We start from the raw sequence: 25,216 nt of genomic DNA on the forward strand, positions 1-25,216 counted from the left end.
GACGGCGCCGGGCTACCCATGCGCGCCACCGGCCCCGGCGAAGCCGCTGTCGACGGCCCCACCGGCCGCTCGTACGCGCACGTCCTGCTCCCTGTGCGCACACCCCGCACGCACACGATCAAGCGTAGCCAGCACCACCGACAGCCGTACCCGGCGACCGCCCACCGGACGGCGGGCGGCGGGCCGACGGCCGACAGGTCAGGCGTCCCAGGCGGATCCCAGGGCCAGCAGGACGGCGCGGTGCTCGATGCGGTCGGTCCACTCCCGGGGCCAGGCGCCGGCGCCGAGGCGGGCCCCGGCGAACGCTCCGGCGAGGCAGGCGAGGGAGTCGGAGTCACCGGAGCTGACGGCGGCCCGGCGCAGCGCGGTGACCGGCTCGTCGGGGAAGAGCAGGAAGCAGTACAGGGCGGTGGCGAGCGCCTCCTCGGCGATCCATCCGGCGCCGGTGGCCTCGCAGGGGTCGGCCTCGCGGTCCGGGGCGCGCAGCGCGGCGTCCAGCCGGTCCAGGACGCCCAGGCAGTCGTCCCAGCCACGGGCGGCGTACGCCTGCGACCCGGCGTCCCCGGAGCGGCGCCACAGGTCGCCGAGCCACTCCTCCCGGTAGACGGTGCGGGAGGCGTGGGCGTACCCGCGCAGCAGGGCGGTCAGCTCGCGCGGGTGCGCGCCGTCGGCGAGGACGCGTACGGCGTACGCGGTGAGGTCGGAGGCGGCCAGCGCGGTGGGGTGGCCGTGGGTGAGGGCGCCCTGGAACTGCGCGGCGCCGGAGCGCTGCGCCACCGTGAGGCCCGGTACGAGGCCGACGGGCGCGACCCGCATGTTGGCGCCGCACCCCTTGGAGCGCATCGGCGCGGCCTCGGTCCAGTGCGTGGCCGGTTCGGCGAGCCGGGCGCAGGCGGTGAGGCAGGTGGTGCCGGGGGCGCGGTTGTTCTCCGGGGAGCGCCACCAGGCGATGTACTCGGCGCGGGCCGGGGGCTCCAGGGTCCGGGCGGTGAGCGGCCCGGCGGGGCGCGCGAGCTCCAGCGCCCGGCCCAGGGCCAGCGTCATCTGGGTGTCGTCGGTGATGAGGGCCGGCTCCGGCAGCGGGAGGCGGCGCCAGTCGCCGTGCTCGGCCAGGATCTCCGGTACGCCCTGGAACTCGGTCGGATAACCGAGCGCGTCCCCCAGTGCGAGCCCCATCAGTGCGCCGGTCGCTGCGGACCCCATGAAAACCACCCCTTAATCGTCACAGTGACAATAAGGGGTGGTGATCACTACGGGCAAGGGGTGCCGGTTACAGGTCGACCTCGCGCATCAACATGCCGACCTCGGTGTTGGTCAGGCGGCGCAGCCAGCCGGACTTCTGGTCGCCCAGCGCGATCGGACCGAACGCGGTGCGCACCAGCTTGTCGACGGGGAAGCCCGCCTCGGCCAGCATCCGCCGCACGATGTGCTTACGGCCCTCGTGCAGGGTGACCTCGACGAGGTAGTTCTTGCCGGTCTGCTGCACGACGCGGAAGTGGTCCGCGCGGGCGTAGCCGTCCTCCAGCTGGATGCCGTCCTTGAGCATCCGGCCGATCTCGCGCGGCAGCGGGCCCTGGATCGCGGCGAGGTAGGTCTTCTGGACGCCGTAGCGCGGGTGCGTCAGACGGTGGGCCAGCTCGCCGTGGTTGGTGAGCAGGATGATGCCCTCGGTCTCGGTGTCCAGCCGCCCGACGTGGAAGAGCCGCGTCTCCCGGTTGGTGACGTAGTCGCCGAGGCACTGGCGGCCGTCCGGGTCCTCCATCGTGGAGACGACCCCGGCGGGCTTGTTCAGCGCGAAGAAGAGGTACGACTGGGTGGCGACGGTCAGGCCGTCGACCTTGATCTCGTCCTTCTCCGGGTCCACGCGGACGCCCTGCTCCAGGACGATCTCGCCGTTGACCTCGACCCGTGCCTGCTCGATCAGCTCCTCACAGGCGCGCCGCGAGCCCATACCGGCGCGGGCCAGCACCTTCTGCAGCCGCTCGCCCTCCTGCTCGCCGAACGTCTTCGGGGTCTTGACCTGCGGCTTGTTGTGGCGGGCGCGGTTGCGCTCCTCGATCTTGGCGTCCAGCTCGCGGGGGCGCGACGGCGCCTGGCCCCGGCCGCGCTGCGGGCCGCCCTTGGGTCCGCCCTGCTTCGCGCCGGTGCGGGGGCCGCCCTTGGCGCCACCGCGGGCCGCGGCACCCCGGGCGCCGCCGCTCTTCGGGGCGGATCCGCGGCCGTCGCCGGACTCGCCCACGTCGTAGCGGCGCTCTTCGGGACGGGGCCGACCCGCGCGCTGCTGCTTCTCGTCGCGCTTGTTCCCGGCGCCACGGTAGTTGCCCCTACCGCCGCCGCTGCCCGTGCTGTTCCTGCCGCTGCTTCGCATCAATGATCCGTCTGAGAGTCGCCGCTGTCGTCCACTTCGAACGACGGGATACCTTCCGGGGAGTCGCGCTCGACCGCCTCCGCCTCCGGGAGGAACGGTGCGAGCTCCGGGAGCTCGTCCAGGCCACGCAGGCCCAACCGCTCCAGAAAGTACGTCGTCGTCCTGTACAGGATCGCACCTGTTTCGGGTTCCGTCCCCGCCTCCTCCACCAGCCCGCGCTGCAGGAGGGTGCGCATCACGCCGTCACAGTTGACCCCGCGTACGGCGGAGACCCGGGAACGGCTGACCGGCTGACGGTACGCGACCACGGCCAAGGTCTCCAACGCGGCCTGGGTCAGCCGGGCCGTCTGCCCGTCCAGGACGAAGCCCTCCACGGCGTCGGCGTAGGCGGCGCGGGCGTAGAACCGCCAGCCACCGGCGACCAGCCGCAGGTCGAAGCCGCGGCCCTGGCGGGTGTACTCGTCGGCCAGCTCGCGCAGCGCCAGCGCGACCGCGCGGCGGGGCCGCTGCACCACCCGGGCCAGGTGCTCCTCGGTCGCCGGGGCGTCGACGACCATGAGGACGGCCTCCAGCGCGGGCTTCAGCTCCAGCTCCGCCGTGCCGGGCGCCCCGGCCGGCTCCCCGGACCGCGCGGGCCCGCCCTGCTCCGTGACGTCGTACGCCTCGCCGGCCCCGCTCACGCCTGTTCTCCCTCGGTCTCGTCGGTCGCGTCGTCCATCGGGCCCGCCGCCGCCTCGGCGGGCTCGGGCCGTCCTTCGTATCCGTCGGTGACCTGCGGTGTCGCGTCCTCGGGGCCCGTCCAGCGGACCGTGAGGGTGCCCAGGGCCTCCGGCTGGTCCAGGGCCACCGCCCGCTCCCGGTACAGCTCCAGGAGGGCCAGGAAGCGCGCCACGACGGTGAGGGTGTCGGGGGCGTCGGCCACCAGCTCGGCGAAGGTGCGCACCCCCGCCTCCCGCAGCAGCGCCGCCACCACCTCGGCCTGTTCGGCGACGCTGACCAGCGGTGCGTGGATGTGGTCGACGTAGACCTGCGGCCGGGCCTTCGGCTGCATCGCCTTGACGGCGAGCCGGGCGAACCCCTCGGGGCCGATGCCCAGCACCACCTCCGGCAGCAGCTCGGCGTGCTCGGGCTCCAGGCCGACGGTGCGGGGGTGGCGGCGCGCCTCGTCCGCCAGCCGGTCGCCGAAGATGTCCGCGATCCGCTTGTACGCGCGGTACTGCAGCAGCCGGGCGAAGAGCAGGTCACGGGCCTCAAGCAGCGCCAGATCCGCCTCGTCCTCGACGGCGGCGACCGGCAGCAGCCGGGCGGCCTTGAGGTCCAGCAAGGTGGCCGCGACGACCAGGAACTCGGTGGTCTGGTCGAGGTCCCAGTCCGCGCCCATGGCCCGGATGTGCGCCATGAACTCGTCGGTGACCTGCGAGAGCGCGACCTCGGTGACGTCCATCTTGTGCTTGGAGATCAGCTGGAGGAGGAGGTCGAAGGGGCCCTCGAAGTTGTCCAGCCGGACGGTGAAACGGCCGTCGGCGGGGGCGTCCGCGGACTGTGTGGCCCCGTCGGCGGGCCCAGGGGGCTCCTCGCCAGGCCCTGGTGCGCCGGGCTCCGGCGTCTCCTCGGACGTGGCGGGCTCCGGCGCTCCGGCCGCGGGTGTCTCCTCGGCCGCCGGGGCGCCGCCCGGATCCGCTGCGGCGCCGTCCGGTTCCGCGGTGCCGTCCTCCGGCCCCCGGCCGAGGGTACGGCGCGGGGGCCGCGAAGAGGCGGTGTCGTGCTGGGTCGTCGGCATCGTGGTCCAGGGTGCTGCGGGCCCCGCGCGCGGGCGGGCTGGCGCGCGGGCAGCGGCCCGCGTAGGCAGGCTATCGGGGCCCGGGGCGGCTACCTGCCGCGCAGCCGCCGTACCAGGATGCTGGCGTCGCCGCGGGACTCCAGGTCGGCGAGGACGACGGCGACCGCCTCGCGGACGATCCGGCCGCGGTCGACGGCGAGCCCGTGCTCGCCGCGCAGCACCAGCCGGGCGTGTTCGAGGTCCATCAGCTCCTCGGCGGAGACATAGACGGTGATCTTCTCGTCGTGGCGCTCGCGGCCGCTGGGGCGGCGGTTGGCGCCCCGGCCCCCGCGGCGGCGGGCGGCGCCGCCCTGCTGCCCGGCCGCGGCCGCCGCCTCCGGCACTCCGCGGTTCTCCGGCCGGCGGTGCCCGCCCGCGGTCTCCTGGTCCGCGCCGCGCCCGCCGTGCTCGGCGGATGCGGTACGCGCCGCGGTGGCGTCCGCCGCACCGGCGGGCGCCACCTCCAGCTCACCGCCGGGAGACGGCACCCGGGCCGCCTCGTCGCCGGATTCGCCCGTGCGGCGGGGCGGTGAGGACTGCAGGCCCGTGCCCCCGGTGGTGCGGAACAACTCGTCGGCGCCCGGCAGACTCACTCGGCGTGACACCGGGCGAGCACCTCCCTGGCGAGCTGACGATAGGCGGCGGCCCCCACGGAGTTGGAGGCGTACGTGGTGATCGGCTCGCCCGCGACGGTCGTCTCGGGGAAGCGGACCGTACGGCCGATGACGGTGTGGTAGACGTGCTCGTCGAACGCCTCCACGACGCGTGCCAGTACCTCACGGCTGTGCACGGTGCGGGAGTCGTACATCGTCGCGAGGATGCCGTCCAGCTCCAGGTCGGGGTTGAGCCGCTCCTGGACCTTCTCGATCGTCTCGGTGAGCAGCGCGACACCGCGCAGCGCGAAGAACTCGCACTCCAGCGGCACGATGACCTTGTGAGCCGCCGTCAGCGCGTTGACGGTGAGCAGACCGAGCGAGGGCTGGCAGTCGATGACGATGTAGTCGTAGTCGTTCATCAGCGGCTTGAGCGCGCGCTGCAGCGTCGACTCGCGGGCCACCTCGCTGACCAGCTGCACCTCGGCGGCGGAGAGGTCGATGTTGCTGGGCAGCAGGTCCATGTTGGGGACCGCCGTCTTGAGCAGCACCTCGTCGGCCGACATGCCCCGCTCCATGAGCAGGTTGTAGACCGTCAGGTCGAGCTCCATGGGGTTGACGCCGAGGCCGACCGACAGGGCGCCCTGCGGGTCGAAGTCGACGAGCAGCACCCGGCGCCCGTATTCGGCGAGTGCCGCGCCCAGGTTGATGGTCGAGGTGGTCTTGCCGACCCCGCCCTTCTGGTTGCACATCGCGATGATCTTGGCGGGGCCGTGCTCCGACAGCGGTCCCGGGATCGGGAAGTACGGCAGCGGACGGCCGGTCGGGCCGACGCGCTCGCGGCGCTGGCGGGCAGCGTCCGGCGCGAGCGTGGCCGCGTACTCGGGGTCCGGCTCGTACTCCGCGTCCGGATCGTAGAAATGCCCCTGGGGCAGGTCTTCGTAGTCGGCGAGACGGGTGGGATCTCCACTGCCCCGGTCGCCGGCCGTGGCGTTCACGTAATGGCCGTCCATGCTCTGGTGGGCTGTCGAGGTCGTGCTCGGGCGGGCTGCGGAGGTGTGGACCGCTACGGAGCCGACAGCCTCGTGCCCCGAGGGGGCCTGGCCCCGCGCAACTGCTCCTGGCTGAGCCCCTCCGGGAGTAATTGTCGACTCATTCACAAGTCGTCGTACCTCCTTGGATGGAACCAGGAAACTTATCGATAGGTCAGCGTGACACCATGCCGACGGTTGGCGACTCTATGGCGTGTCGGGCGTCCGCAGCAACACAATCCACCCGACCCGGCGCGATGTGACGGATAAGAAACCCGCCCATGTCAAGGGTGCAAGCCGCGCGCACATGAGGCTTCGGGGGGACGCGAATCACCTCAAGGGTTACGTACGACGCGAGTTGCGCGCCCCCGCGCCGAGGCCGCACCGAGGGCGTGGTACGGGCGTGTCCTCCCACACGCGACCGGCCGGGTCCCGTCGACGGGACCCGGCCGGTTCTGCCGCGCACGCGCGCGGAGTTGACGCTCAGCCCAGCAGGTCGCCCAGCTCCACGGAGTCCAGGCCGTGGGCCTCGGCGACCTCGCGGTAGACGACCTTGCCGTCATGGGTGTTGAGGCCCTTGGCCAGCGCGGCGTCCCGGCGCAGCGCCTCGACCCAGCCGTTGTTGGCGAGCGAGACGATGTACGGCAGGGTCGCGTTGGTCAGCGCGTAGGTGGAGGTGTTGGGCACCGCGCCGGGCATGTTGGCGACGCAGTAGAACACCGAGTTGTGGACCTGGAAGGTCGGGTCGGCGTGCGTGGTGGGGTGCGAGTCCTCGAAGCAGCCGCCCTGGTCGATCGCGATGTCGACAAGGACACTTCCGGGCTTCATCTTGGCGACCAGCTCGTTGGTGACGAGCTTGGGGGCCTTGGCGCCGGGGATCAGGACCGCGCCGACGACGAGGTCGGCCTCGATGACGGCCTTCTCCAGCTCGAAGGCGTTGGAGACGATCGTCTGCACCTTGGTGCCGAAGATCCGGTCCGCCTCGCGGAGCTTGTTGATGTCCTTGTCGAGCAGGGTGACGTGGAAGCCGAGGCCCACGGCGATCTGCACGGCGTTCCAGCCGGAGACGCCGCCGCCGATGACGACCGCCTTGCCCGCCTGGACACCGGGGACACCGCCGGGCAGCACACCGCGGCCGCCGGCCTGGCGCATCAGGTGGTAGGCGCCGACCTGCGGGGCGATCCGGCCCGCGACCTCGGACATCGGGGCGAGCAGCGGCAGCGCGCGGGTCGCGGTCTCGACGGTCTCGTAGGCGATGGCGGTGGTGCCGGACTCCAGCAGCGCGTCGGTGCACTCACGGGAGGCCGCGAGGTGCAGGTACGTGAAGAGGGTCTGGTCCTTGCGGAGGCGGTGGTACTCCTCCGCAATCGGCTCCTTGACCTTCAGGAGCAGGTCGGCGGTGGCCCAGACCTCGTCGGCGGTGTCGAGGATGGTCGCGCCCGCGGCCACGTACTCCTCGTCGGGGATGGAGGAGCCGACGCCGGCGTCCTTCTCGATGACGACCTGGTGGCCGTTGCGGACCAGCTCGTTGACACCGGCGGGCGTGATCGCCACCCGGAACTCGTTGTTCTTGACCTCGCGGGGGATGCCGACCTTCACGTCGATCACGGTCCTTGAATGAGTGCTTACAGGAGAATTATCCCTCATGTGACACATGACGGAACTGACCGCGAGCGACGCGGCGAACCCAGTCTATTGAAGGATCCTCTCTTGTCTAGCCTTGCAAAGCATTAATTGTTTCGATGACCACCACCGATTTCGTAGGTCACTTGGGGTGATCTTGGAGGAGTTGTTCCCCTGCGGCACGGTGCAGCCGTGCCGCCGCCGGGTCGCCGAGCCCGTCGAGGAGGTCCGCAATCCGTAGCTGCAGCCCCGCCTCCAGCACCGCGTCGTCCGCGCCGCGTGCGGTGTGCAGGGCCTCCAGAGCGGTCCGCAGCGCCTCCTCGGGCCGTCCGGCACGCTCCTGGACATGTGCCGCTTCAGCGGTCGCACGCGCCTGACCTGCAAGATCGCCGAGCCTGCGGGAGGTGCGGGCCGCCGCCCGCCACTCCTTGAGCGCCTCCGGCCAGCGCCCGGCCCGGCCGTGCGCCCCGCCGATCCGGCCGTGCAGCCGCGCCGCGTCCGCGCTCTCGCCCCGGCTCAGCCGCAGCTCCAGCGCCCGGCCGTACCAGTCGGCGGCGCGCTGCCAGTCCCCCAGCTCGCTGTACGTACCGCCGAGCGACTCCAGAGCACGGCCGGTCGCCACCGCGTCGCCCGCCGAACGGGCCGCCTCCAGGGCGCCGCGGTACCGGGCGAGCGCCGCCCCGGTCCGCCCGGCGCCGCCGTCCAGATCGGCGAGGTTGAGCAGCGCCGCCGCCTTCTCCCGCCCCAGGCCCCGGCGTTCGGCGACCTCCAGGACCAACTCGTGCAGGGCGTAGAGGTCACCGGCGGCCGCCTCCGGGCCCTCGTGCGCCATCAGTGCGCGGACCAGGGTGGCGATCAACCGCCGGTCCAGGGTGTCGAGTTCACCGTCGGACACCGCGAGGCGGGCCGCGTCCAGCAGGGCGGCGCGGCGGCGGCGCAGCCAGGCGGCGGCCGCCGCGCGCGAGGGGAAGCGCAGCGCGAACGGCAGCGCCTCGGCCCGCTCCCACGCCGGTGACCCGGGCGGCTCGCCGCTCCCCCGGCAGGACTGGAGCAGCCGGACGGTGCGCTCCAGCATCCGCGCGCGGGCCAACTGGATCTCGGCCGGGCGCTCGTGCGTCCGCAACAGCTCGGCGGCGCGGGCGGCGAGGCAGCCGGGGAGCCGGTGGCGGGGACCGGTGGCGGTGCCCGGGGAGGCCGGACCGTCGTCCGGCTCCGTCTCCTGGTGCAGCAGTCCCAGCGCGGCCAGATCGGCGAGGGTCTCCTTGGCGGTCTCCACCGTGCAACCGGCCAGCGCGGACGTGGTGTGCGCGTCGACGAGACCGGGCGGGGCGAGGGTGAGGAGCCGCAGCGTCCGGGCCGTGGACGGCGGCAGTCCGTCGTGGGCGAGGTGGAAGGCGCGGTACAACGGGCGCTCCCCGACGGGGAGTTCGGCCGGGATCTCCACCGCGCGCAGCGCCGTACGCAGATCCGAGACGGAGGCCTTGGGGCGGGCGGCGAGCCAGCCGCCGGCCAGCACCAGCGCGGCGGGCTGCCCGCCGCACTCCTCGATGACGGAGTCGGCCGACCGCGGGTCGACGGTGATCCGCACCGGTCCGGCGAACCGGGCCAGCAGCGCGACCGCGGCGGCGCCGTCCAGCCCGCCCAGGGTGCACGGCCGGACGTCGGGGATACCGGTGAGCGGGCCCTCGGAGACCACGACGACCAGGCAGTCCGGCGCATCGGGCAGCAGCGGTTCGACGTGGTCGGCGCCGGGTGCGTCGTCGAGGAGGAGGACCGCACGGCGGGCGGCCAGCTCCGCGCGGAGCGCCTCGGCCGGTTCGTCGTCGTCCGAGCCGGCCGGGACGGCGGCGCCGAGCGCGGTGAGCAGCCCGCGGGCGACGTCGCCGGTGGGGACGGGCGCACCGTCCGGCCCGGACAGCCGGGCCCGGAACACCCCGTCCGGATAGGTGCCGGAGAGCGTCCGCAGCAGCTCCTCGGCGAGCGCGGTACGGCCGCAGCCGGGCCGCCCGGCGATGAGCAGCACCCGGCTGCGGGGGCTCTTCCGGCCGGAGAGGGTGTCGAGACCGGCCCGCTCGATGTCGGCCCGGAGCGCCTTCAGCTCGCGGGACCGGCCCAGCAGACCGCGGGCCGGCAGCGCGTGGGCGGCGGGCCGGGGCGGGGCGACCGGCGGCGGAACGGTGGGGCGCGGGGGGATGCCGGGACGGGGGACGGAGGGGGCGGCGGCCGGTGCCCCGGAGCGTCCGGGGTACGCGTCGGAGGGCCCGGAGTACGACGATGCCTCGGCCGGGGGTGCGGGGGCGGATGACTGCGACGAGGACACGGGGGCGGAGGTCTCCGGCACGGCGGGCGCAGGAGCGGTGACCGGTGAAACGGAGGGCGCGTCCCCGGCGGCCGGAAGCGCCTCGTCCGGCGGACCGCAGGCGGCGGGCACGGAGACGGAAGGCACGGAGACGGAAGGCATGGAGGCAGGCGGCGCAGAGGCCGAGGTACCGGGGGTCGGAGGCCCGGAAGCCGGTGGCACGACGGAGGCCGGGGGCCCGGAAGCCGGTGGTGTGGCGGGCTCCGCCTCCTCCCCCGGTCCCGCGGCGCCCGGTACCTCGAAAGGTTCGGTCCCCTCCGCCGCCGCCCCGGCCGGCGGCGCCTCCGGCATCGCGGGCACGGTCGATGACGGCCGGCCGGCCACCGCGTCCTCGCCGTCAACCGGCACCCGTCCGCTCCCCGCCGGTGCGGCGCATCCCGCCGCCTCCGGGGGGAGGTGCCCTGTGCCCACCGCCTGGTCCGTCACGGGCCACTCTCCCGTCCACCTGCGCATACGAGCCCGCCGCCGATCGCGTACGGGAACGTTGCCGAGCGTAGTTCACGCCCCGTCATGCCCCGCGCCCCGCGCGGGTCTTGGCGTTCGGGTCACTCCGCCGGATCAGCGGATCATCCGACCGGGACGGCGTGGCGGCACGGTGGACCGGCGGCGGGCCGGCGGTGGATCAGGCGCCGAAGGGGCGCGCCGGCCAGGGCGCGTCGGCCGGGCGCAGCGACTCCAGGCCCGCCCCCTGCTGCGCCGCGACGAGCGACAGCACGCCGACGACCAGACAGTTGTTGTGCAGCTCCCCGGCGAGCACCCCGCGCACCAGCTCGTCGACCGGGACCCGCGCCAGCTCCATGTCGGTCTCCTCCTCGGAGACCGCGAACCGCTCGCCCTCCGCCTCGGCGAGACCGCGCGCCAGGAAGATCCGGACGGCCTCGTCGCAGCCGCCCGGCGTGGTGTAGACGTCGGTCAGCACCCGCCAGTCGTCGGCCTTGACGTGCGCCTCCTCGTACAACTCGCGCTGGGCGGCGTGCAGCGGGTTCTCGCCGGGGACGTCCAGCAGTCCGGCGGGGATCTCCCACAGCTTGTGGCGCACGGGGTGGCGGTACTGGCGCAGGACCAGGACCCGGCCGTCGTCGTCGAGGGCGAGGACGGCCACCGAACCGGGGTGGACCTGGTAGTCACGGCGGGCCGTGGAGCCGTCCGGCATGACGACGTCGTCGGTCCGCACGCTCGTCTTGTTCCCGGTGAACGGCGTCGCGGTAGCGGTGACCGTCCACTCCTCGGGGGTGTCCTCGATCGCCATACGTCCTCCTGATTGTCCTGGTCAACGCAGAAACCGGGGCAGCGACCTCGTACGAGATCCCTGCCCCGGTCCACGGTAGCGGCCGGGTACCGCTTACTTACCGGCGCCCTTCTTCGGCTCCGCCTGCTGCTGCTGCTGCGCAACAGCTGCCTTCACCAGACCCGCGAAGAGCGGGTGCGGGCGGGTCGGGCGGGAGCGCAGCTCCGGGTGGGCCTGGGTGGCGACGAGGTAGGGGTGCACCTCGCGCGGGTACTCGACGTACTCGACGAGCTTGTTGTCCGGGGAGGTGCCGGAGAAGAGCAGACCGGCCTTCTTCTCCAGCTCACCGCGGTAGGCGTTGTTGACCTCGTAGCGGTGGCGGTGGCGCTCCTCGACGTACGGCTGGTCGTCGTAGGTCTCGCGGACGATCGAGCCCTCGGCGAGCTTCGCCGGGTACATACCGAGCCGCATCGTGCCGCCCATGTCGCCCTCACCGGCGACGATGTCCATCTGCTCGGCCATCGTGGAGATCACCGGGTGGGCGGCGGCCGGGTCGAACTCGGTGGAGTTGGCGCCCTCGATACCGGCGAGGTTGCGGGCCGCCTCGATGACCACGCACTGCAGGCCCAGGCAGAGGCCGAGCAGCGGCAGCTTGTGCTCCCGGGCGTAGGTGATCGCGCCGACCTTGCCGTCCACGCCGCGGTCGCCGAAGCCGCCGGGGATGCAGACCGCGTCGCAGTCGCCGAGCTGTTCGGCGGCGCCGGCCGGGGTCGTGCAGTCGTCGGAGGTGACCCACTTGATCTTCACGCGGGTCTTGTTGGCGAAGCCGCCCGCGCGCAGCGCCTCGGTGACCGAGAGGTAGGCGTCCGGCAGGTCGATGTACTTGCCGACCAGCGCGACCTTGACCTCGTGGTCGGGGTTGTGGACGCGCTCCAGCAGGTCCGCCCACTGGGTCCAGTCGACGTCGCGGAACGGCAGGTCCAGCTTGCGGACGACGTAGGCGTCCAGGCCCTCGGCGTGCAGCACCTTGGGGATGTCGTAGATCGACGGGGCGTCGATCGCGGCGACCACGGCCTGGTCGTCCACGTCACACATCAGCGAGATCTTGCGCTTGATGGCGGTGGGGACCTCGCGGTCGGCGCGGAGCACGATCGCGTCGGGCTGGATGCCGATGTTGCGCAGGGCCGCGACGGAGTGCTGGGTCGGCTTGGTCTTCAGCTCACCGGACGGGCCGATGTAGGGCAGCAGCGAGATGTGCACGACGAAGACGTTGTCCCGGCCGACCTCGTGGCGGACCTGACGGACGGTCTCCAGGAACGGCAGCGACTCGATGTCGCCGACCGTGCCGCCGACCTCGGTGATGACGACGTCGACGTCGTCGGTCGCCATCCGGCGGATGCGGTGCTTGATCTCGTTGGTGATGTGCGGGATGACCTGCACGGTGTCGCCCAGGTACTCGCCGCGGCGCTCCTTGGCGATCACGGTGGAGTAGACCTGGCCGGTGGTGACGTTGGCGCTGCCGTCGAGGTCGACGTCGAGGAAGCGCTCGTAGTGGCCGATGTCCAGGTCGGTCTCGGCTCCGTCGTTGGTGACGAAGACCTCACCGTGCTGGAACGGATTCATCGTGCCGGGGTCGACGTTCAGGTACGGGTCGAGCTTCTGCATGGTGACCCGCAGACCCCGCGCCTTGAGGAGCGCGCCGAGGCTGGAGGCCGTGAGGCCCTTGCCGAGCGAGGAGGCGACGCCCCCGGTGACGAAGATGTGCTTGGTCGTCGTGGCTGCGTTCTGTCGAGAAGCAGAGGGCGGCATGGCCAAGAGGGGGCTCCCGTGGTCGCGAGTGGAGAGGTGCGATGCGGCGCCGTCCCCGGGGTACGAGGGGTGCCTTCGCTGCGGCTCGGGGGTGCCGTGACATCTGCCGTGACATTTGTGGGGCCCACCGGTCCACGGGATACCAGGCTATCAGCGACCGGGGATGGTCGCGCCCGTCGGCGTCCGCCGCGGCCGCTCCGCCCCACGTCACCCGAACGAGTGACACGCCCCTCCATGGGCGTCGCGCGGGGGCCCGTGGGCCGTCGTATCCTGCTCGGACACTCGTTACGAGCCGTCCGGTGAGGCACCACCCCCGCCCGATTTCCGGTCCCGCTGCTCGACAACGTTTCATGGGCAGGACGGACAGCTACCACGTCCCGAGGGGGCGTGACTCCAGTTCGACAGGAGATGCACGTGGCCGGGCGCATCGAGGACTACGCACTCATCGGCGATATGCAAACCGCCGCTCTCGTGTGCAGGGACGGCATGGTGGACTGGCTCTGCCTGCCGCGATTCGACTCCCCGGCGGTCTTCGCCGGGCTGTTGGGCACCGAGGAACACGGCTTCTGGCGGATGGGCCCCGCCCACTCCGAGGGCACCCGCCCGCTCCCCGCCGACCGGCGGCGCTACCGCGGCGACTCGCTGGTGCTGGAGTCGGAGTGGGACACCCCGCAGGGCACCGTCCGGGTGATCGACTTCATGCCGCCGCGCGACGGCGCGCCGCAGCTGATCCGCATCGTCGAGGGCGTCAGCGGCACCGTCCCGGTCCGCTCCGAGCTGCGGATGCGGTTCGCGTACGGCTGGGTGGTGCCGTGGGTGCACAAGGTCGACGGGCGGACGGTCGCGGTGGCCGGTCCCGACTCGGTGTGGCTGGACACCACGGCGCAGACGTACGGCGAGGAGCTGACCACCTACTCCGACTTCACCGTCGCGCCGGGCGAGCGGATCGCCTTCACGATCAGCTGGCAGCCCTCGCACCACCAGCCCCCGGCGCTGGCCGAGCCGGAGAACGCGCTCGTCGCCACCGAGGATTTCTGGCGCGAGTGGGTCGAGCACTGCACGTACCACGGGCCCTACCGGGACGCGGTGGTCCGGTCGCTGATCACCCTGAAGGCGCTGACGTACGCGCCGACCGGCGGGATCGTGGCCGCGCCGACCACCTCGCTGCCGGAGGACCTCGGCGGCTCCCGCAACTGGGACTACCGCTTCACCTGGCTGCGCGACGCCGCCATCACCCTCTCCTCGCTGCTGCGCACCGGCTACCGCGAGGAGGCGCGGGCCTGGCGCGAGTGGCTGCTGCGGGCGGTCGCGGGCGACCCGGAGAACCTCCAGATCATGTACGGCATCGCCGGTGAGCGGGAGCTGGGCGAGAACGAGCTGAGCTGGCTGCCGGGGTACGAGAACTCCCGGCCGGTGCGGGTCGGCAACGGCGCCGCGGGCCAGGTCCAGCTCGACGTCTACGGCGAGGTCATCGAGGCGCTGCACCTGGCGCACATGACGGGGCTGGCCCGGAACGACTACGCCTCGCTGCTCCAGCTGAAGCTGATCGACTGGGTGGAGAAGCACTGGAGCGAGCCGGACGAGGGCATCTGGGAGGTCCGCGGGCCGCGCCGCCACTTCGTCCACTCCAAGGTCATGACGTGGGTCGCGGTGGACCGCACGATCAAGCTGATCGAGGCGGGCGACGCCGAGGGGCCGCTGGAGCGCTGGAAGGAGCTGCGCGAGCGGATCCACCGGGACGTCTGCGAGAAGGGGTACGACAAGGAGCGCAACACCTTCACGCAGTCCTACGGCTCCCAGGAGCTGGACGCCTCGCTGCTGCTGATCCCGCAGATGGGCTTCCTGCCGCCGGACGACAAGCGGGTGATCGGCACGATCGAGGCGATCCAGCGGGAGCTGTCCACCGAGGACGGCTTCATCCTGCGCTACCCGACCTCCGGTGACGAGGCGGGCGTCGACGGGCTGGAGGGCGACGAGGGCGCGTTCCTGGCCTGTTCGTTCTGGATGGCGGACGATCTGGCGATGATCGGGCGGGTGGAGGAGGCGCGGGCGCTCTTCGAGCGGCTGCTCGCGCTCCGCAACGACCTGGGGCTGCTGGCCGAGGAGTGGGACTCCGCCAACCAGCGGCAGGTGGGGAACTTCCCGCAGGCGTTCAGCCATGTCCCGCTGATCGACACCGCGCTGCGGCTGACGGCGAGCGGCGCGTACGGCGGCGGCTGAGCCGCAGGTCACAGACGTACGGAAGGGGCCGCCCCGGGTGGGGCGGCCCCTTCGCCGTGCGCCGGCGGTCAGGGCCTGGCGCGGGTGCCGGGTGCCAGGGCGAGGGCGAGGACGGGCAGGGTGAGGAGGGCGGCGACGCCGTTGAGACCGCCGTAGCCGATGAGGGCGACGAGGCCGCCGGCGACGGCGCCGCCGGCCGCGCCCGCGAGGTTCATCAGGGTGTCGGCGAGGCCCTGGATCTCGGAGCGCTGTGCGGCCGGCAGCGCCTCGGTGAGCAGGGTGGATCCGCCGATGGTGACGAAGGACCAGCCCAGGCCGAGGGTGAACAGGGCGCCGACGGCGGCGGTGTGACTGGCTCCGGCGAGCCCGGCGACGGCGGCGGTGAGCAGGTAGAGCGCCTGGCCCAGCAGGATCACCGGGATCCGGCCGAGGCGGTCGGCGAGCCGCCCGACCAGCGGCGACAGCGCGTACATCCCCGCGATGTGCAGGCTGACGCTGAAGCCGACGACGCTGAGACCGGCGCCGTGGTGGGCGAGGTGGATCGGGGTCATCGTCATCACGGAGACCATGACGGCGTGGCCCAGGACGACGGTGACCAGGCCGAGGCGGGCGGCGGGCACGGCGCGGACCACGCGGAGCGCCTCGGCGAAGCGGGCGGTGAAGCGCGGGGCGGCGGGCGCGTCCGGGGCGGGCGCGGCCGCCTCGGGTATCCCGTCGGCCCCGGCGCGGCTCAGGGTGGCGGCGAGGTGGAGCGGGTCGGGGCGGAGCAGGAAGTGGTTGAGGGCCCAGCCGCCGAGGAAGGCGACGGTGGAGAAGAGGAACGTCCCCGCCTCCTCGGGCAGGCCCAGCGCGCGGGCGACGGGCTCGCCCGGGCCGGTGAGGTTGGGGCCGATGACACTGCCGACGGTGGTCGACCAGACGACGAGGGAGAGGGAGCGGGCGCGGTTGCCGTCGTCGGCGAGGTCGGTGGCGGCGTACCGGGACTGGAGGTTGGTGGCGGTGCCTGCGCCGAGCAGGAGGGTGCCGAGGAGGACCGGTTCGGGGCGGCCGAGGCGGGCGCCGAGGAGCACGGTCAGCGCGCCGACGGCGGCGATCAGCCAGCCGGTGCCCAGGCCGATGCGGCGCCCCCGGGAGCGGGAGAGCGCGGCGAGCGGGATGCCGAGGAGGGCGGCGCCGAGCGTGGCGGAGGTGGTGGCGAGCCCGGCGAGCGCCTCCGAGCCGCTGAGCCGCCCGATCAGCAGCGCCCCCGCCGAGAGCGTCGAGCCGATGCCGATGCCGGCCACGACCTGGGCCGACATCAGGACCCGGACGGTACGCCGCTGGGCGGTGGCGACGGCCGTACGGTCCGGGCCGGGTGGCGGCGGGCCACCGAGGGTGCGGTCGGCCGGGCCGTCGGACGTGTGTGCGGTACCTGACATGCGGCACAGCGTACGAGCCGGGTGCGGCGCGGCCCTACCCAATTCCGGCCAGGACCGGGCGGGCGGCCGGAGCGTGCGGCGGCCGCCCGGTGCCGGGGCGGCCGCCGTCGGGCCGTCAGAAGGCGGTGAGGGTCAGGGTGATCTCCTTCGGGGCGCCGTCCTCGATGTACGAGGCGAACCCGGCGACGTCGTCGAAGGCGAAGCCGTACGCCTTGCCGTCGCGGGTGGCCTCGTGCATGGCCTTGGCGTAGTGGTGGGTGAGCTGCTGCTGGTAGAAGGTGGCCGGGTCGGTGCCGGGCTGGGCGTCGGCGGTGGTGAGGATGGAGCGGTTGAGGGCGGCGCCGAGGATCGCGGCGACCGGGCCGAGGGTGCCGTCGTTGGGGGCGGCGAGGGCGCCGTCGCAGAAGAGGACGTCGCGGGTGGAGGGCTTGTCGAAGGAGACGCTGCCGGGGCCGGTGAAGGCGAGCTTGCCGCCGGAGACCCGGCCGGTGAAGGTCCCGGCGTTGGTGGTGACCTTGAGGTCCTTCTTCTCGTACGTGGACCACGCCTCGTCGATGGCGGGGGCGAAATAGTCGGTGGCGAACAGGCCGCTGTCCAGGCCGTGGCCGGGGGCGATGACCCGCTTGTCGTCGACGACCAGCTTCCCGAAGCCGTCGGCCGCCTTGACGTCGGCGAAGACCTTGGCGCGGGCGCCGTCCTTGAGGGTGCCGGTGGTCTGCTCCTTGGCGCCGTTGAGCTTGATCTCCAGCGGCACGCTGAACATGTCGACCATGGTGGTGTTGCAGTACATGCCGCCGGAGTTGTAGGTGAATTCGGCGCAGTCGTGCAGCACCGGGTAGTTGGGGTCGCCCTCGACCCAGCCGGCCGGGTAGGCGAGCGCCGCGTTGCCGTTGCCGTCCTCGACCGCCTTGAACTTCAGCGGGTCGCCGAGCGCGACGTAGATCCGGCCGGACATCTGCGGCAGGTTCAGCGTGGTGGTGCCGCTGCCGGCGAGCGGGATGCCGTAGTCGGTGAAGCCGTCCGGGCCGTTGTCGGCGAGGGCGACGGGCGCCAGTTGGCCGTCGGGGGTGACACGGACCTGCCGGTTGCCGTCGTTGCCGACGATGTAGACGCGGATCGAGGCGTTGTCGTACGCGCCGGTGTGGTTGACGAGGTGCAGCGGCATCCCGGCGGCGGCGTTCCCGAGCAGGGGCGCGGGCAGGGCGGACGCCCGGGGTGCGAGGGCGAGCCCGGCGGTGGTGGCGGCGAGGGAGCCGAGCAGGGTACGGCGGCTGATCACGGGTGACTCCTTACGGGGTGTGGGAGGTGGGCCGTGCGACGGAGATGGCAACGTTGTCGACCAGCAGGGAGGCGCCGGGTTCCGTGGTGTCGGTGGGGGTGGCGCGGCCGGCGACGCCGTCCGGGAAGCCACCGCCCATCGCGAGGTTGAGCAGCAGGAAGTGGCCGTGGTGGGTGGCGCGGGCCCAGGTGTCGGCGTCCATCTCGGAGGCGGCGACGGTGTGGTAGGCGGCGCCGTCGAGGTACCAGGTCAGTTTCTCGTGGGCGGGGTCGGTGCGGTCGAGTTCGAGGGCGTAGGTGTGGAAGCCGTCCCGGCAGCCGGGGCAGGGGCGGGAACTCCCCTTGCCCTCCGTCTCGTTGCAGGGGCCGCCGGGGCTGACGCCGCAGTGCAGGGTGCCCCAGAGGGTGTCGGCGCCGTTGACGTTCTCCAGGATGTCGAACTCGCCGATGCCGGGCCAGTTGGTGTAGTTGCCGCGGAAGTCGGCGCCGAGCGTCCAGAAGGCGGGCCAGTAGCCGAGGGCCTTGTCACCGGTGATGTCCGGCAGCTTGACGCGCGCCTCGACGCGCATCGCACCGCCCTCGGGTGCGGCGAAGTCGGTCCGCCGGGTCTCGATCCGGCCGGAGGTCCAGCCGCCGTCCTTCTTCAGTGCGGTGATCTTGAGGTGTCCGGCGCCGTCGAGCTGGAGGTTCTCGGGGGCGTCGGTGTAGTTCTGCACCTCGCCGGTGCCCCAGTGGGCGGGGCCGCCGGGGTAGCCGGTGCCGGTGTCGGTGATCCAGTCGTCGGCGGAGGGGCGGGAGCCGGCGGCGCCGTCGAAGTCGGTGCGCCAGACCTCCTGGAAGGCGGGGGCGGCCGCCTTGTCCGGGGTGGTGTGCGGGGCCGCCCACCAGGGCGCCGCCGTCGCCAGGGCGCAGGCGATCGCCACCGCCTGCGTCCTGAGTTCCATGATCATGTCCTTCTCCTCGACACGGTGGGGGGTTCGGGAGGAGTCTTCCAGAGGCGCGTCTGAGAGCGCTCTCAGTCGTTGGGGGCACCCTGCCGACTCGATGAGTCGACGTCAAGGCGCCCCAAGAAAAAAGGAGTTGGACGACGATGACGGAACGGAACGTCCGGCGGCCCACCCTGGAGGCGGTCGCCGCGCGCGCCGGGGTCTCGCGGGCGACGGTCTCGCGGGTGGTCAACGGCGGCGCCGGGGTGCGGCCCGCGGTGCGGGAGCGGGTGGCGCGGGCCGTGGCCGAGCTGGGGTACGTCCCCAACAGCGCGGCCCGCTCCCTGGTCACCCGGCGCACCGGCGCGGTCGCGGTGGTCATCGGCGAACCGGAGGAGCGGGTGTTCAGCGATCCGTTCTTCGGGCGGCAGCTGCGCGGCATCGGCCGGGAACTGGCCGCCGCGGACCTCCAGTTGCTGCTGCTGTTGGTGGAGAGCCGCGCGGACTGGCCGCGGATCGGCCGGTATCTGGCCGCCGGGCACGTCGACGGCGCGCTGCTGTTCTCGCTCCACCACGACGATCCGCTGCCGTCTGCGGCGGCGCGCGCCGGACTCCCGGTGGTCTACGGCGGTCGGCCCGGCTGGGCGGGCGCCGCGGACGATCCGGGGGTGCGGTACGTCGACACCGACAACCGCGACGGCGCCCGGCAGGCCGTACGGCATCTGCGGGAGCGGGGGCGGCGCGCCATCGCCGTGATCACCGGGCCGCTCGACCAGACGTCGGCCGCCGACCGGCTGGCCGGCTACCGCGAGGCGCTGGCGCCGGGGGCGTACGATCCCCGGCTGGTCGCGGACGGCAGGTTCACCGCGCACGGCGGGGAGGCGGCGATGGCCCGGCTGCTGGACGCGGCGCCGGAGCTGGACGCGGTGTTCGCCTGCTCGGACCTGATGGCCTCGGGCGCGCTGCGCACCCTGCGGGAGCGGGGGCGGCGGGTGCCCGAGGACGTGGCGGTGGTCGGCTACGACGATCTGGAGCCCGCCGCCTGGGCCGAGCCGCCGCTGACCACGGTGCGGCAGGACGTGACGGAGATGGGGCGGCTGATGGCGCGGATGCTGCTGCGGGAGATCGCGGACGAAGGCGCGCAGCTCGGTGGGGCGGGCCCGGCGGCGGTCGTCACCCCGGCCACACTGGTGGTGCGCGCCTCGTCGGGCTGACGGGAGGCGCCGCGGCCGCTGTGACGTGGGACGACGCGCTGCGGGTACCGTCGAGGCCATGGGGCCGGAGACGACGATCGAAGCGGAGATCACCGTACGCAGGGCGCTGGAGCTGCCCGCGCTGCGGCGCGGTCTGTCGGAGGTGGTGGCGGGCGCCGACGGGCTGGACGGCCCGGTGCGCTGGGTGCACGCCGGGGAGGTGCCGAACATCGCCTCGCTGCTCAAGGGCGGCGAGCTGCTGCTCACCACGGGCCTGGGGCTCGGCGCCCGCCCCACCGAGCTGCGCGCCTTCGTCCGCGATCTCGCCGACCGGCGGATCGCGGCGCTCGTGGTGGAGCTGGGCGCGCGGTTCACCACGCTGCCCGCGGCGCTGGTCGACGCGGCCCGCGAGTGCGGGCTGACCCTGATCCAGCTGCACCGCGAGGTCCCGTACGTCACGGTCACCGAGGAGATCCACACCGAGATCGTCAACAGCCACTACACGCTGCTGCGCCGCGCCGACGCGCTCATCCGGCGCTGTACGGACGCGCTGCTGCGCGGTGGCGGGGCCCCGGAGGTGCTGCGGCTGCTCGCCGACTTCACCGGCAATCCGCTCTGTCTGGAGTCGGCCGACGGCAGTCCGCTGTACGCGGCGGGCCCGCAGGGCGACGGCGACGGGCCCGCGGACGCCGATCCGCTGCTGGCCTGGGAGGGGCTGCGGGAGACCGGCGTCCGCGTCGACGTGCCGGGCGGTGGGCCGGGGCCGGACGCCGTACGGGCGCGGCTGGTGCTGCTGCCGGTCAACTCCCCGGCGGCGCCGGTGCACCGGATCGCCGCCGCGCGGGCGGCCGATCTGCTGGCGGTGGTGATGCTCCAGTCCCGCCAGGAGGAGGTGCTGGCGGCGCGCGGCCGGGGCGACTTCCTGGCCGATCTCGCCGAGGGCCGGGTCTCCGCCGCCGAGGCGCCGGGCCAGGCGCGGCTGCTGGGGTTCCGGCCGGGCGGCGACCCGGTGGTGCCGGTGGTGATGCGGCTGCCGTCGGGGCTGGTGTCGGACGGCGGCTGGGCGGTCCTCGCCCAGGCGCTGCGCGAGGAGCTGACGGCGCTGGGCGTACCGGTGCTGCTGGGCGTACGGCCGGTGGAGGGGCGGGTGCCGCTGCTGGTGGCGCTGCGGGCGGGGCGGGCCCGGGAGGCGCTGGCCGACCGGGTGGCGCAGGCGCTGCACACCGGGGTGGCGCGGGCCGGTCTCGACCGTCCGGCGGCGGCGCGGCCGGTGGTGGTGGTCGGGGCGGCGGGCGAGTGGGCGGCCGCCGGGCCCGGGCTGCGCCATGCGGCCCAGGCGGCGGCCGCCGCGCAGGGGTTGCCGCACCAGCCGTGGTACGACGCGCGCCGCCTCGACATCGAACTGCTGCTGTGGCGGCTGCGGGAGCACGGCGGGGAGGAGGTCCTCGCGGACTTCGTGACCCGCGCCATCGGCCCGCTGCTCCACCACGACCGGGCGGCGCGCCAGCCGCTGCTGCCGACGCTGGAGGCGTATCTGGCGAGCGCCGGCCGCAAGGCGGAGACGGCCCGCGCCCTCAACGTCAACCGCCAGACCCTCTACGACCGGCTGGCCCGTATCGCCCATCTCCTCGGCACCGACCTGGACGATCCGCAGACGGTGCTGGGCCTGCGGCTGGCGCTGCGGGCGCGGCGGCATGCGGAGAAAGCGTAGGGGCGTCTCCCCGCTCTTCGTGGGGCCGGGGCGCGTGCACCGGCCGCCGCCGGGAAACCGCTCGCCCCGGCGGCCTTCCGCGGGGATCCTTCGGGCATGGAGTTCCTCTGCCACCACCGCGACCGGCCCGATTCCCTGACGCTCCGCCATGAACTGCTGGAGGAGCACTGGTCCTACATGGACCGGTACGCGCAGGAGATGATCGCCCGGGGCCCGACCCTCACCGACGACGGCGAGACGCCCACCGGCAGCGTGCACCTCCTCGACCTGCCCGATCCCGCCGCCGCCCGCGCGTTCGCCTTCGACGAGCCGGGGCAGCAGGCCGGGGTCTACCGGGACGTCCTGGTGCGGCGGTGGCGGAACACGCTGGGGCGCACCATGTGGGAGTTCCCCGGCGGCCGGACCGGCGGCGACCGCTTCCTGGTACTCGGCCTCGGCGTGGGGCGGCCCGCCGACCTCGAACTCCCCCGCGACCGGGACGAGCTGATCGCCTACGGACCGCTGCTCTCCGACGACGGCACCGCCTGGCTGGGCACCGCGGCGCTGGTCCGGGCGCCGGACCGGGAGGCGGCCCGCGCCCTCCTCACCCGGGAGCGGTACGCCGACATCGAGGTGCACCGCTGGCAGTTCGGCGGGCGCCCGTCGTAGCCGGGAATCCCCGGGGAGCCCGCCCGCTCACCCGGTGGCCGTCTCCAGCGCCGTGCCCACCCCGAGCGCGACGAGGACGCCGCCGGTCGTGCCCTCCAGACCGCGGAGCACCCGGGGGCGGCGCAGCCAGGTGGAGAGGCGGCCGGCGCCGAGGGCGATCAGCAGCAGCCAGCCGGCGGCGATCACCGCGTCGACGGCGCCGAGCAGCAGCGTCGCGCCGAGGACCGGGCGGCCCTGGGGCAGGAACTGCGGAACCACGGCGACGAAGAAGATCCCGACCTTGGGGTTGAGCAGACAGCTCAGCAGGCCCTGCCGGAAGCCGCGCAGCGCGGTGGCCGCCGCCTCGGGCGCCGCCTGCGCCGTCCCCCCAGAAGCCCCCGGCGCGGCGGAGCGGCGGCACGCCCACAGCGCCTGGATGCCCAGCAGCGCCAGATACCCGGCGCCCAGGAGACGTACGGCGGTGAAGGCGGCGTCCCAGCGCTGGAGGGCCGCGGCGAGGCCGAAGGCGGCCGCCACCGCCCAGGCCAGTGAGCCCGCGGCGGCGCCGAGGGCGGTGGCCGCGCCGGACCGGCGGCCGCCGCGCAGACAGTTGCGCAGCACCAGCAGGGTGTCCGGGCCGGGCACCACCGTCATCATCAGGGCGAAGAGCGCGAAGCCCGCCATCGCTGCCGTCATCGTCCGCCTCCGCCGTGTCCGCGTACGCACCGTTCCGTCCAGGTCACCGTAGCGGCCCCGGGCGGTGCGGGCTCAGGCCGGGGCGGGGGTGCCGCCGGGCCGGGCCACCTCGTCGTAGACGCTCAGGACCTGGGCGACCGTGGCGTCCTCGGTCGGCCAGTCGGCGGCCCGGAGCGGACCGGCGGTGGCGAGGGCGGCACGCCGGGCCGGGTCGGCGAGCAGGCCGAGGACCGCGCGGGCGAGGGCGACCGCGTCGCCGGGGCGGGTCAGCTCGGCGGCGGGGCCGAGGAGTTCGCGCAGCTCGCCAGTGGCGGCGGCGACCAGCGGCGCCCCGGCGGCGAGGGCCTGCTGGGCGAGGGGCGGCCGGGCCTCCCAGCGGCCAGGGACGGCCACCACATCGGCGGCGGCGAGGAGTTCGGGCAGGTCGGCGCGGTGCCCGGCGAGGAGGACGGGCAGCTCCTCGGTGTCGATCCGGCGCTGGAGGGCGGCCCGGCGGTCGCCCTCACCGACCACGACCAGCAGCGGACGGGGCTCGCGCGTGGCCCAGGCGTGCGCGGCGTCCAGCAGCAGATCGTGCTCCTGGCGCTCCTCCAGCGGGCCCGCGGTGAGCACCAACGGGCGGTCCACCGCGCCCAGTTCGGCCCGGACCTTGTGGCGGGTGCGGTCGGCGTCGCCGTCGGCGGCGGTCCGGGGGCCCGGCGGGGCGAGCGGGGCCAGCCGGACGTCGCGGGCGCCGCGTTCCCGGGCGCGGTCGACGAGCCCGGCGCAGACGCCGAGGACGACGGCGGCGGCGCGCGCCAACTGCCGCTCCCGCAGCCGCACCAGCGCGCCCGCCGCACGGGCCGCGGTGTGCCAGGTGACGACGAGCGGGAGGCGGCCGCCGCGCGGGCCGCGCACCGTGCGCAGCACCGGCAGGGCGCTCAGCCCGGCCCGTACGCCGTGGGCGTGGACCACGTCCGCGTCGCGGAAGGCGCCGCGCAGTGCGGCGAGGGCGGCCGGGTCGGGGCGGGCCGCCACCGGGACGAACCGGGCACCGGCCGCGGTGAAGCCGTGCGTCTCCTCGGCCGGGGCCGGGGCGCAGACCGTGACCTGCACACCGCGGGCGATCAGCCCGGCGGCGAGCGAGCGGACGTGGGCGGCGCTGCCCGTGGCGCCGGGGCCGAGTACCTGGACCGTGCGCAGTGGCGCCTGGCCGTGCGGCGGGGGCGGCATGCGGGTCACGGCGTGGGCTCCTGGGTCGGCGGGCTGGGGTCCGTGCGGTGGGACGGTCGGGCGGATCGCACTCCGGCGGGTCGCGGGGAGTTGCCCACCGAGGGGCGCGCGGAGCGCCTGCGGGCGCCGGGGGCGTACGCGGGGAGTGCATGCGGCCTCGCCGCGGCACCGCGCACCAGGATGCCAGGCCGCACGCGTCAATTCCGCACCGTTCGCCCGCCGTTCAGGTGGGATGTCTCACCCGCCCGACCGCTGGACCACCCCCATGGGGGACAGAACACCCGTTCCCCGGCACCCGGTCGGGGCCGGTCCGGGCGACCGGCCCCGGACGTCGCCGACCACCGCCGCCGCCACCAACGCGGCGGCGTGCGCGGCGAGCCCGGCCCGGCCGTACCGGGCCACGACGGACAGGCCAAGCGCCGCGCCGAGCGCGTGCGCGCCGGTGTCGCCGAGCATCGTGCGGGCGGCGACGTCGTCGGCGAGGACGGCGGCCGCGGCACCCACCGGCGCGGGCGCGGCACGCCCCGCGGGGCCGCCGCCGACCAGCCCCGGCGCGCCCAGGACCAGCACGGCACCGACGGCGCGGCCCGGCCGGAGGTCGAGAAGGTTGACCAGATGGGCGCTCCCGGCGACGACGACGCCCGCGAGCAGCGCATCGGCCAGCCGCCGCCGCAGCGCCGCCCCGGCGGCGAGCCCGGCGCCGCCGATGCCGAGGAGCTTGACCGCGCCGGAGGTCACCTCGCCGTGTGCGAGCGCCGTGAGATGGGCCCGGAAGCCGCGCCGCGGGTCGCCCGCGCCGCGCAGGTCGTCGTACGCACCGCAGGCGCCCGCGGCGAGGACGGTGAGCGCCGCGGCGGTGCGGGCGCGCGGCGTTCCCGGCGCGGCGGCCACCGCGCAGGCGGTGCCGAGGGCGGTGGCGGGCCCGGCGTACAGCGTGACCGGGCGTCCGGCGTGGTTGGTGCGCTGCCACCGCGCGGCGCCCCCGGGCGGTCTGCGGCGCAGCGCCGCGTATCCGGCGCGGGTGACGGCCACCGCGCCCGCGAGGACCGCCGCCCGGCCGTCCGTGAAAAGCCCACGTGCCCCGCTCATCCCGCTCCCCTCGGCC

20 protein-coding genes are annotated in these 25,216 nt (G+C 74.5%); 4 read left to right on the forward strand and 16 right to left on the reverse strand.

The genetic code is table 11. From position 1 onward, the window contains the following. Positions 1-198: 198 nt before the first annotated feature. The 10 genes from ACZ4U4_RS17180 to ACZ4U4_RS17225 form a co-directional block, all read right to left on the reverse strand. The gene (locus tag ACZ4U4_RS17180; protein WP_467874532.1) at positions 199-1,203 is read right to left on the reverse strand and encodes an ADP-ribosylglycohydrolase family protein; all 1,005 of its coding nucleotides are present in this window, start codon (positions 1,201-1,203) and stop codon (positions 199-201) included. Positions 1,204-1,270: 67 nt separating this feature from the next. After that, complete coding sequence (locus tag ACZ4U4_RS17185) at positions 1,271-2,368, reverse strand: pseudouridine synthase (RefSeq protein ID WP_030285149.1); 1,098 nt, start codon at positions 2,366-2,368, stop codon at positions 1,271-1,273. After that, entirely contained in the window at positions 2,368-3,048 is a 681-nt protein-coding gene (scpB, locus tag ACZ4U4_RS17190; RefSeq protein WP_467874534.1) for an SMC-Scp complex subunit ScpB, read from the reverse strand. Before scpB ends, ACZ4U4_RS17185 begins: the two co-directional genes overlap by 1 nt. Then, entirely contained in the window at positions 3,045-4,148 is a 1,104-nt protein-coding gene (locus tag ACZ4U4_RS17195; RefSeq protein ID WP_467874537.1) for a segregation and condensation protein A, read from the reverse strand. Before ACZ4U4_RS17195 ends, scpB begins: the two co-directional genes overlap by 4 nt. A gap of 89 nt (positions 4,149-4,237) precedes the next feature. Further along, the gene (locus ACZ4U4_RS17200) at positions 4,238-4,792 is read right to left on the reverse strand and encodes a hypothetical protein (protein WP_467874540.1); all 555 of its coding nucleotides are present in this window, start codon (positions 4,790-4,792) and stop codon (positions 4,238-4,240) included. Further along, the gene (locus tag ACZ4U4_RS17205; protein ID WP_030285155.1) at positions 4,777-5,793 is read right to left on the reverse strand and encodes a ParA family protein; all 1,017 of its coding nucleotides are present in this window, start codon (positions 5,791-5,793) and stop codon (positions 4,777-4,779) included. The genes ACZ4U4_RS17200 and ACZ4U4_RS17205 overlap by 16 nt, the downstream gene beginning before the upstream one ends. A 501-nt stretch (positions 5,794-6,294) precedes the next feature. Then, a complete protein-coding gene (gene ald, locus ACZ4U4_RS17210; RefSeq protein WP_467874607.1) occupies positions 6,295-7,410 on the reverse strand; it encodes an alanine dehydrogenase in 1,116 nt (371 codons plus the stop codon). 166 nt (positions 7,411-7,576) lie between these two features. Then, entirely contained in the window at positions 7,577-9,895 is a 2,319-nt protein-coding gene (locus ACZ4U4_RS17215; protein WP_467874543.1) for a tetratricopeptide repeat protein, read from the reverse strand. 520 nt (positions 9,896-10,415) lie between these two features. After that, positions 10,416-11,042, reverse strand: a complete 627-nt coding sequence (locus ACZ4U4_RS17220; RefSeq protein WP_467874546.1) for an NUDIX domain-containing protein — start codon at positions 11,040-11,042, stop codon at positions 10,416-10,418. A gap of 93 nt (positions 11,043-11,135) precedes the next feature. Then, positions 11,136-12,830, reverse strand: a complete 1,695-nt coding sequence (locus ACZ4U4_RS17225) for a CTP synthase (protein ID WP_467874548.1) — start codon at positions 12,828-12,830, stop codon at positions 11,136-11,138. 408 nt (positions 12,831-13,238) lie between these two features. Between ACZ4U4_RS17225 and ACZ4U4_RS17230 the strand changes: the two genes are divergently transcribed. Beyond that, positions 13,239-15,050 (forward strand): glycoside hydrolase family 15 protein, encoded by a 1,812-nt coding sequence (locus tag ACZ4U4_RS17230; protein WP_467874609.1) that lies wholly within the window; start codon positions 13,239-13,241, stop codon positions 15,048-15,050. A 68-nt stretch (positions 15,051-15,118) separates the two neighbouring features. Here ACZ4U4_RS17230 and ACZ4U4_RS17235 read toward each other — a convergent pair whose 3' ends face one another. From ACZ4U4_RS17235 to ACZ4U4_RS17245, 3 genes are all read right to left on the reverse strand, one after another. Next, positions 15,119-16,468 (reverse strand): MFS transporter, encoded by a 1,350-nt coding sequence (locus tag ACZ4U4_RS17235; RefSeq protein WP_467874550.1) that lies wholly within the window; start codon positions 16,466-16,468, stop codon positions 15,119-15,121. A 115-nt stretch (positions 16,469-16,583) separates the two neighbouring features. Then, a complete protein-coding gene (locus ACZ4U4_RS17240) occupies positions 16,584-17,747 on the reverse strand; it encodes a beta-1,3-glucanase family protein (protein WP_467874553.1) in 1,164 nt (387 codons plus the stop codon). 10 nt (positions 17,748-17,757) lie between these two features. Further along, positions 17,758-18,690: a glycoside hydrolase family 16 protein gene (locus ACZ4U4_RS17245; RefSeq protein ID WP_467874555.1), complete on the reverse strand. Its 933-nt coding sequence runs from the start codon at positions 18,688-18,690 to the stop codon at positions 17,758-17,760. Positions 18,691-18,836: 146 nt separating this feature from the next. Between ACZ4U4_RS17245 and ACZ4U4_RS17250 the strand changes: the two genes are divergently transcribed. The 3 genes from ACZ4U4_RS17250 to ACZ4U4_RS17260 all read left to right on the forward strand — a co-directional run bounded on the left by ACZ4U4_RS17250 (position 18,837) and on the right by ACZ4U4_RS17260 (position 22,224). Further along, the gene (locus ACZ4U4_RS17250) at positions 18,837-19,886 is read left to right on the forward strand and encodes a LacI family DNA-binding transcriptional regulator (protein WP_467874558.1); all 1,050 of its coding nucleotides are present in this window, start codon (positions 18,837-18,839) and stop codon (positions 19,884-19,886) included. A 58-nt stretch (positions 19,887-19,944) separates the two neighbouring features. Next, positions 19,945-21,576, forward strand: coding sequence for a PucR family transcriptional regulator (locus tag ACZ4U4_RS17255; RefSeq protein ID WP_467874560.1), 1,632 nt, complete (start codon positions 19,945-19,947; stop codon positions 21,574-21,576). A 96-nt stretch (positions 21,577-21,672) separates the two neighbouring features. Beyond that, positions 21,673-22,224 (forward strand): YciI family protein, encoded by a 552-nt coding sequence (locus ACZ4U4_RS17260; RefSeq protein WP_467874562.1) that lies wholly within the window; start codon positions 21,673-21,675, stop codon positions 22,222-22,224. 27 nt (positions 22,225-22,251) lie between these two features. Here ACZ4U4_RS17260 and ACZ4U4_RS17265 read toward each other — a convergent pair whose 3' ends face one another. The 3 genes from ACZ4U4_RS17265 to ACZ4U4_RS17275 all read right to left on the reverse strand — a co-directional run bounded on the left by ACZ4U4_RS17265 (position 22,252) and on the right by ACZ4U4_RS17275 (position 25,200). Continuing rightward, positions 22,252-22,899, reverse strand: coding sequence for a LysE family translocator (locus ACZ4U4_RS17265; protein ID WP_467874564.1), 648 nt, complete (start codon positions 22,897-22,899; stop codon positions 22,252-22,254). 72 nt (positions 22,900-22,971) lie between these two features. Beyond that, positions 22,972-24,111, reverse strand: coding sequence for a glycosyltransferase family 4 protein (locus tag ACZ4U4_RS17270; protein WP_467874611.1), 1,140 nt, complete (start codon positions 24,109-24,111; stop codon positions 22,972-22,974). Positions 24,112-24,348: 237 nt separating this feature from the next. Beyond that, positions 24,349-25,200 (reverse strand): hypothetical protein, encoded by an 852-nt coding sequence (locus ACZ4U4_RS17275; RefSeq protein WP_467874566.1) that lies wholly within the window; start codon positions 25,198-25,200, stop codon positions 24,349-24,351. Positions 25,201-25,216: the final 16 nt, after the last annotated feature.

This window comes from Streptomyces sp. NPDC029159 (genome assembly GCF_055564055.1).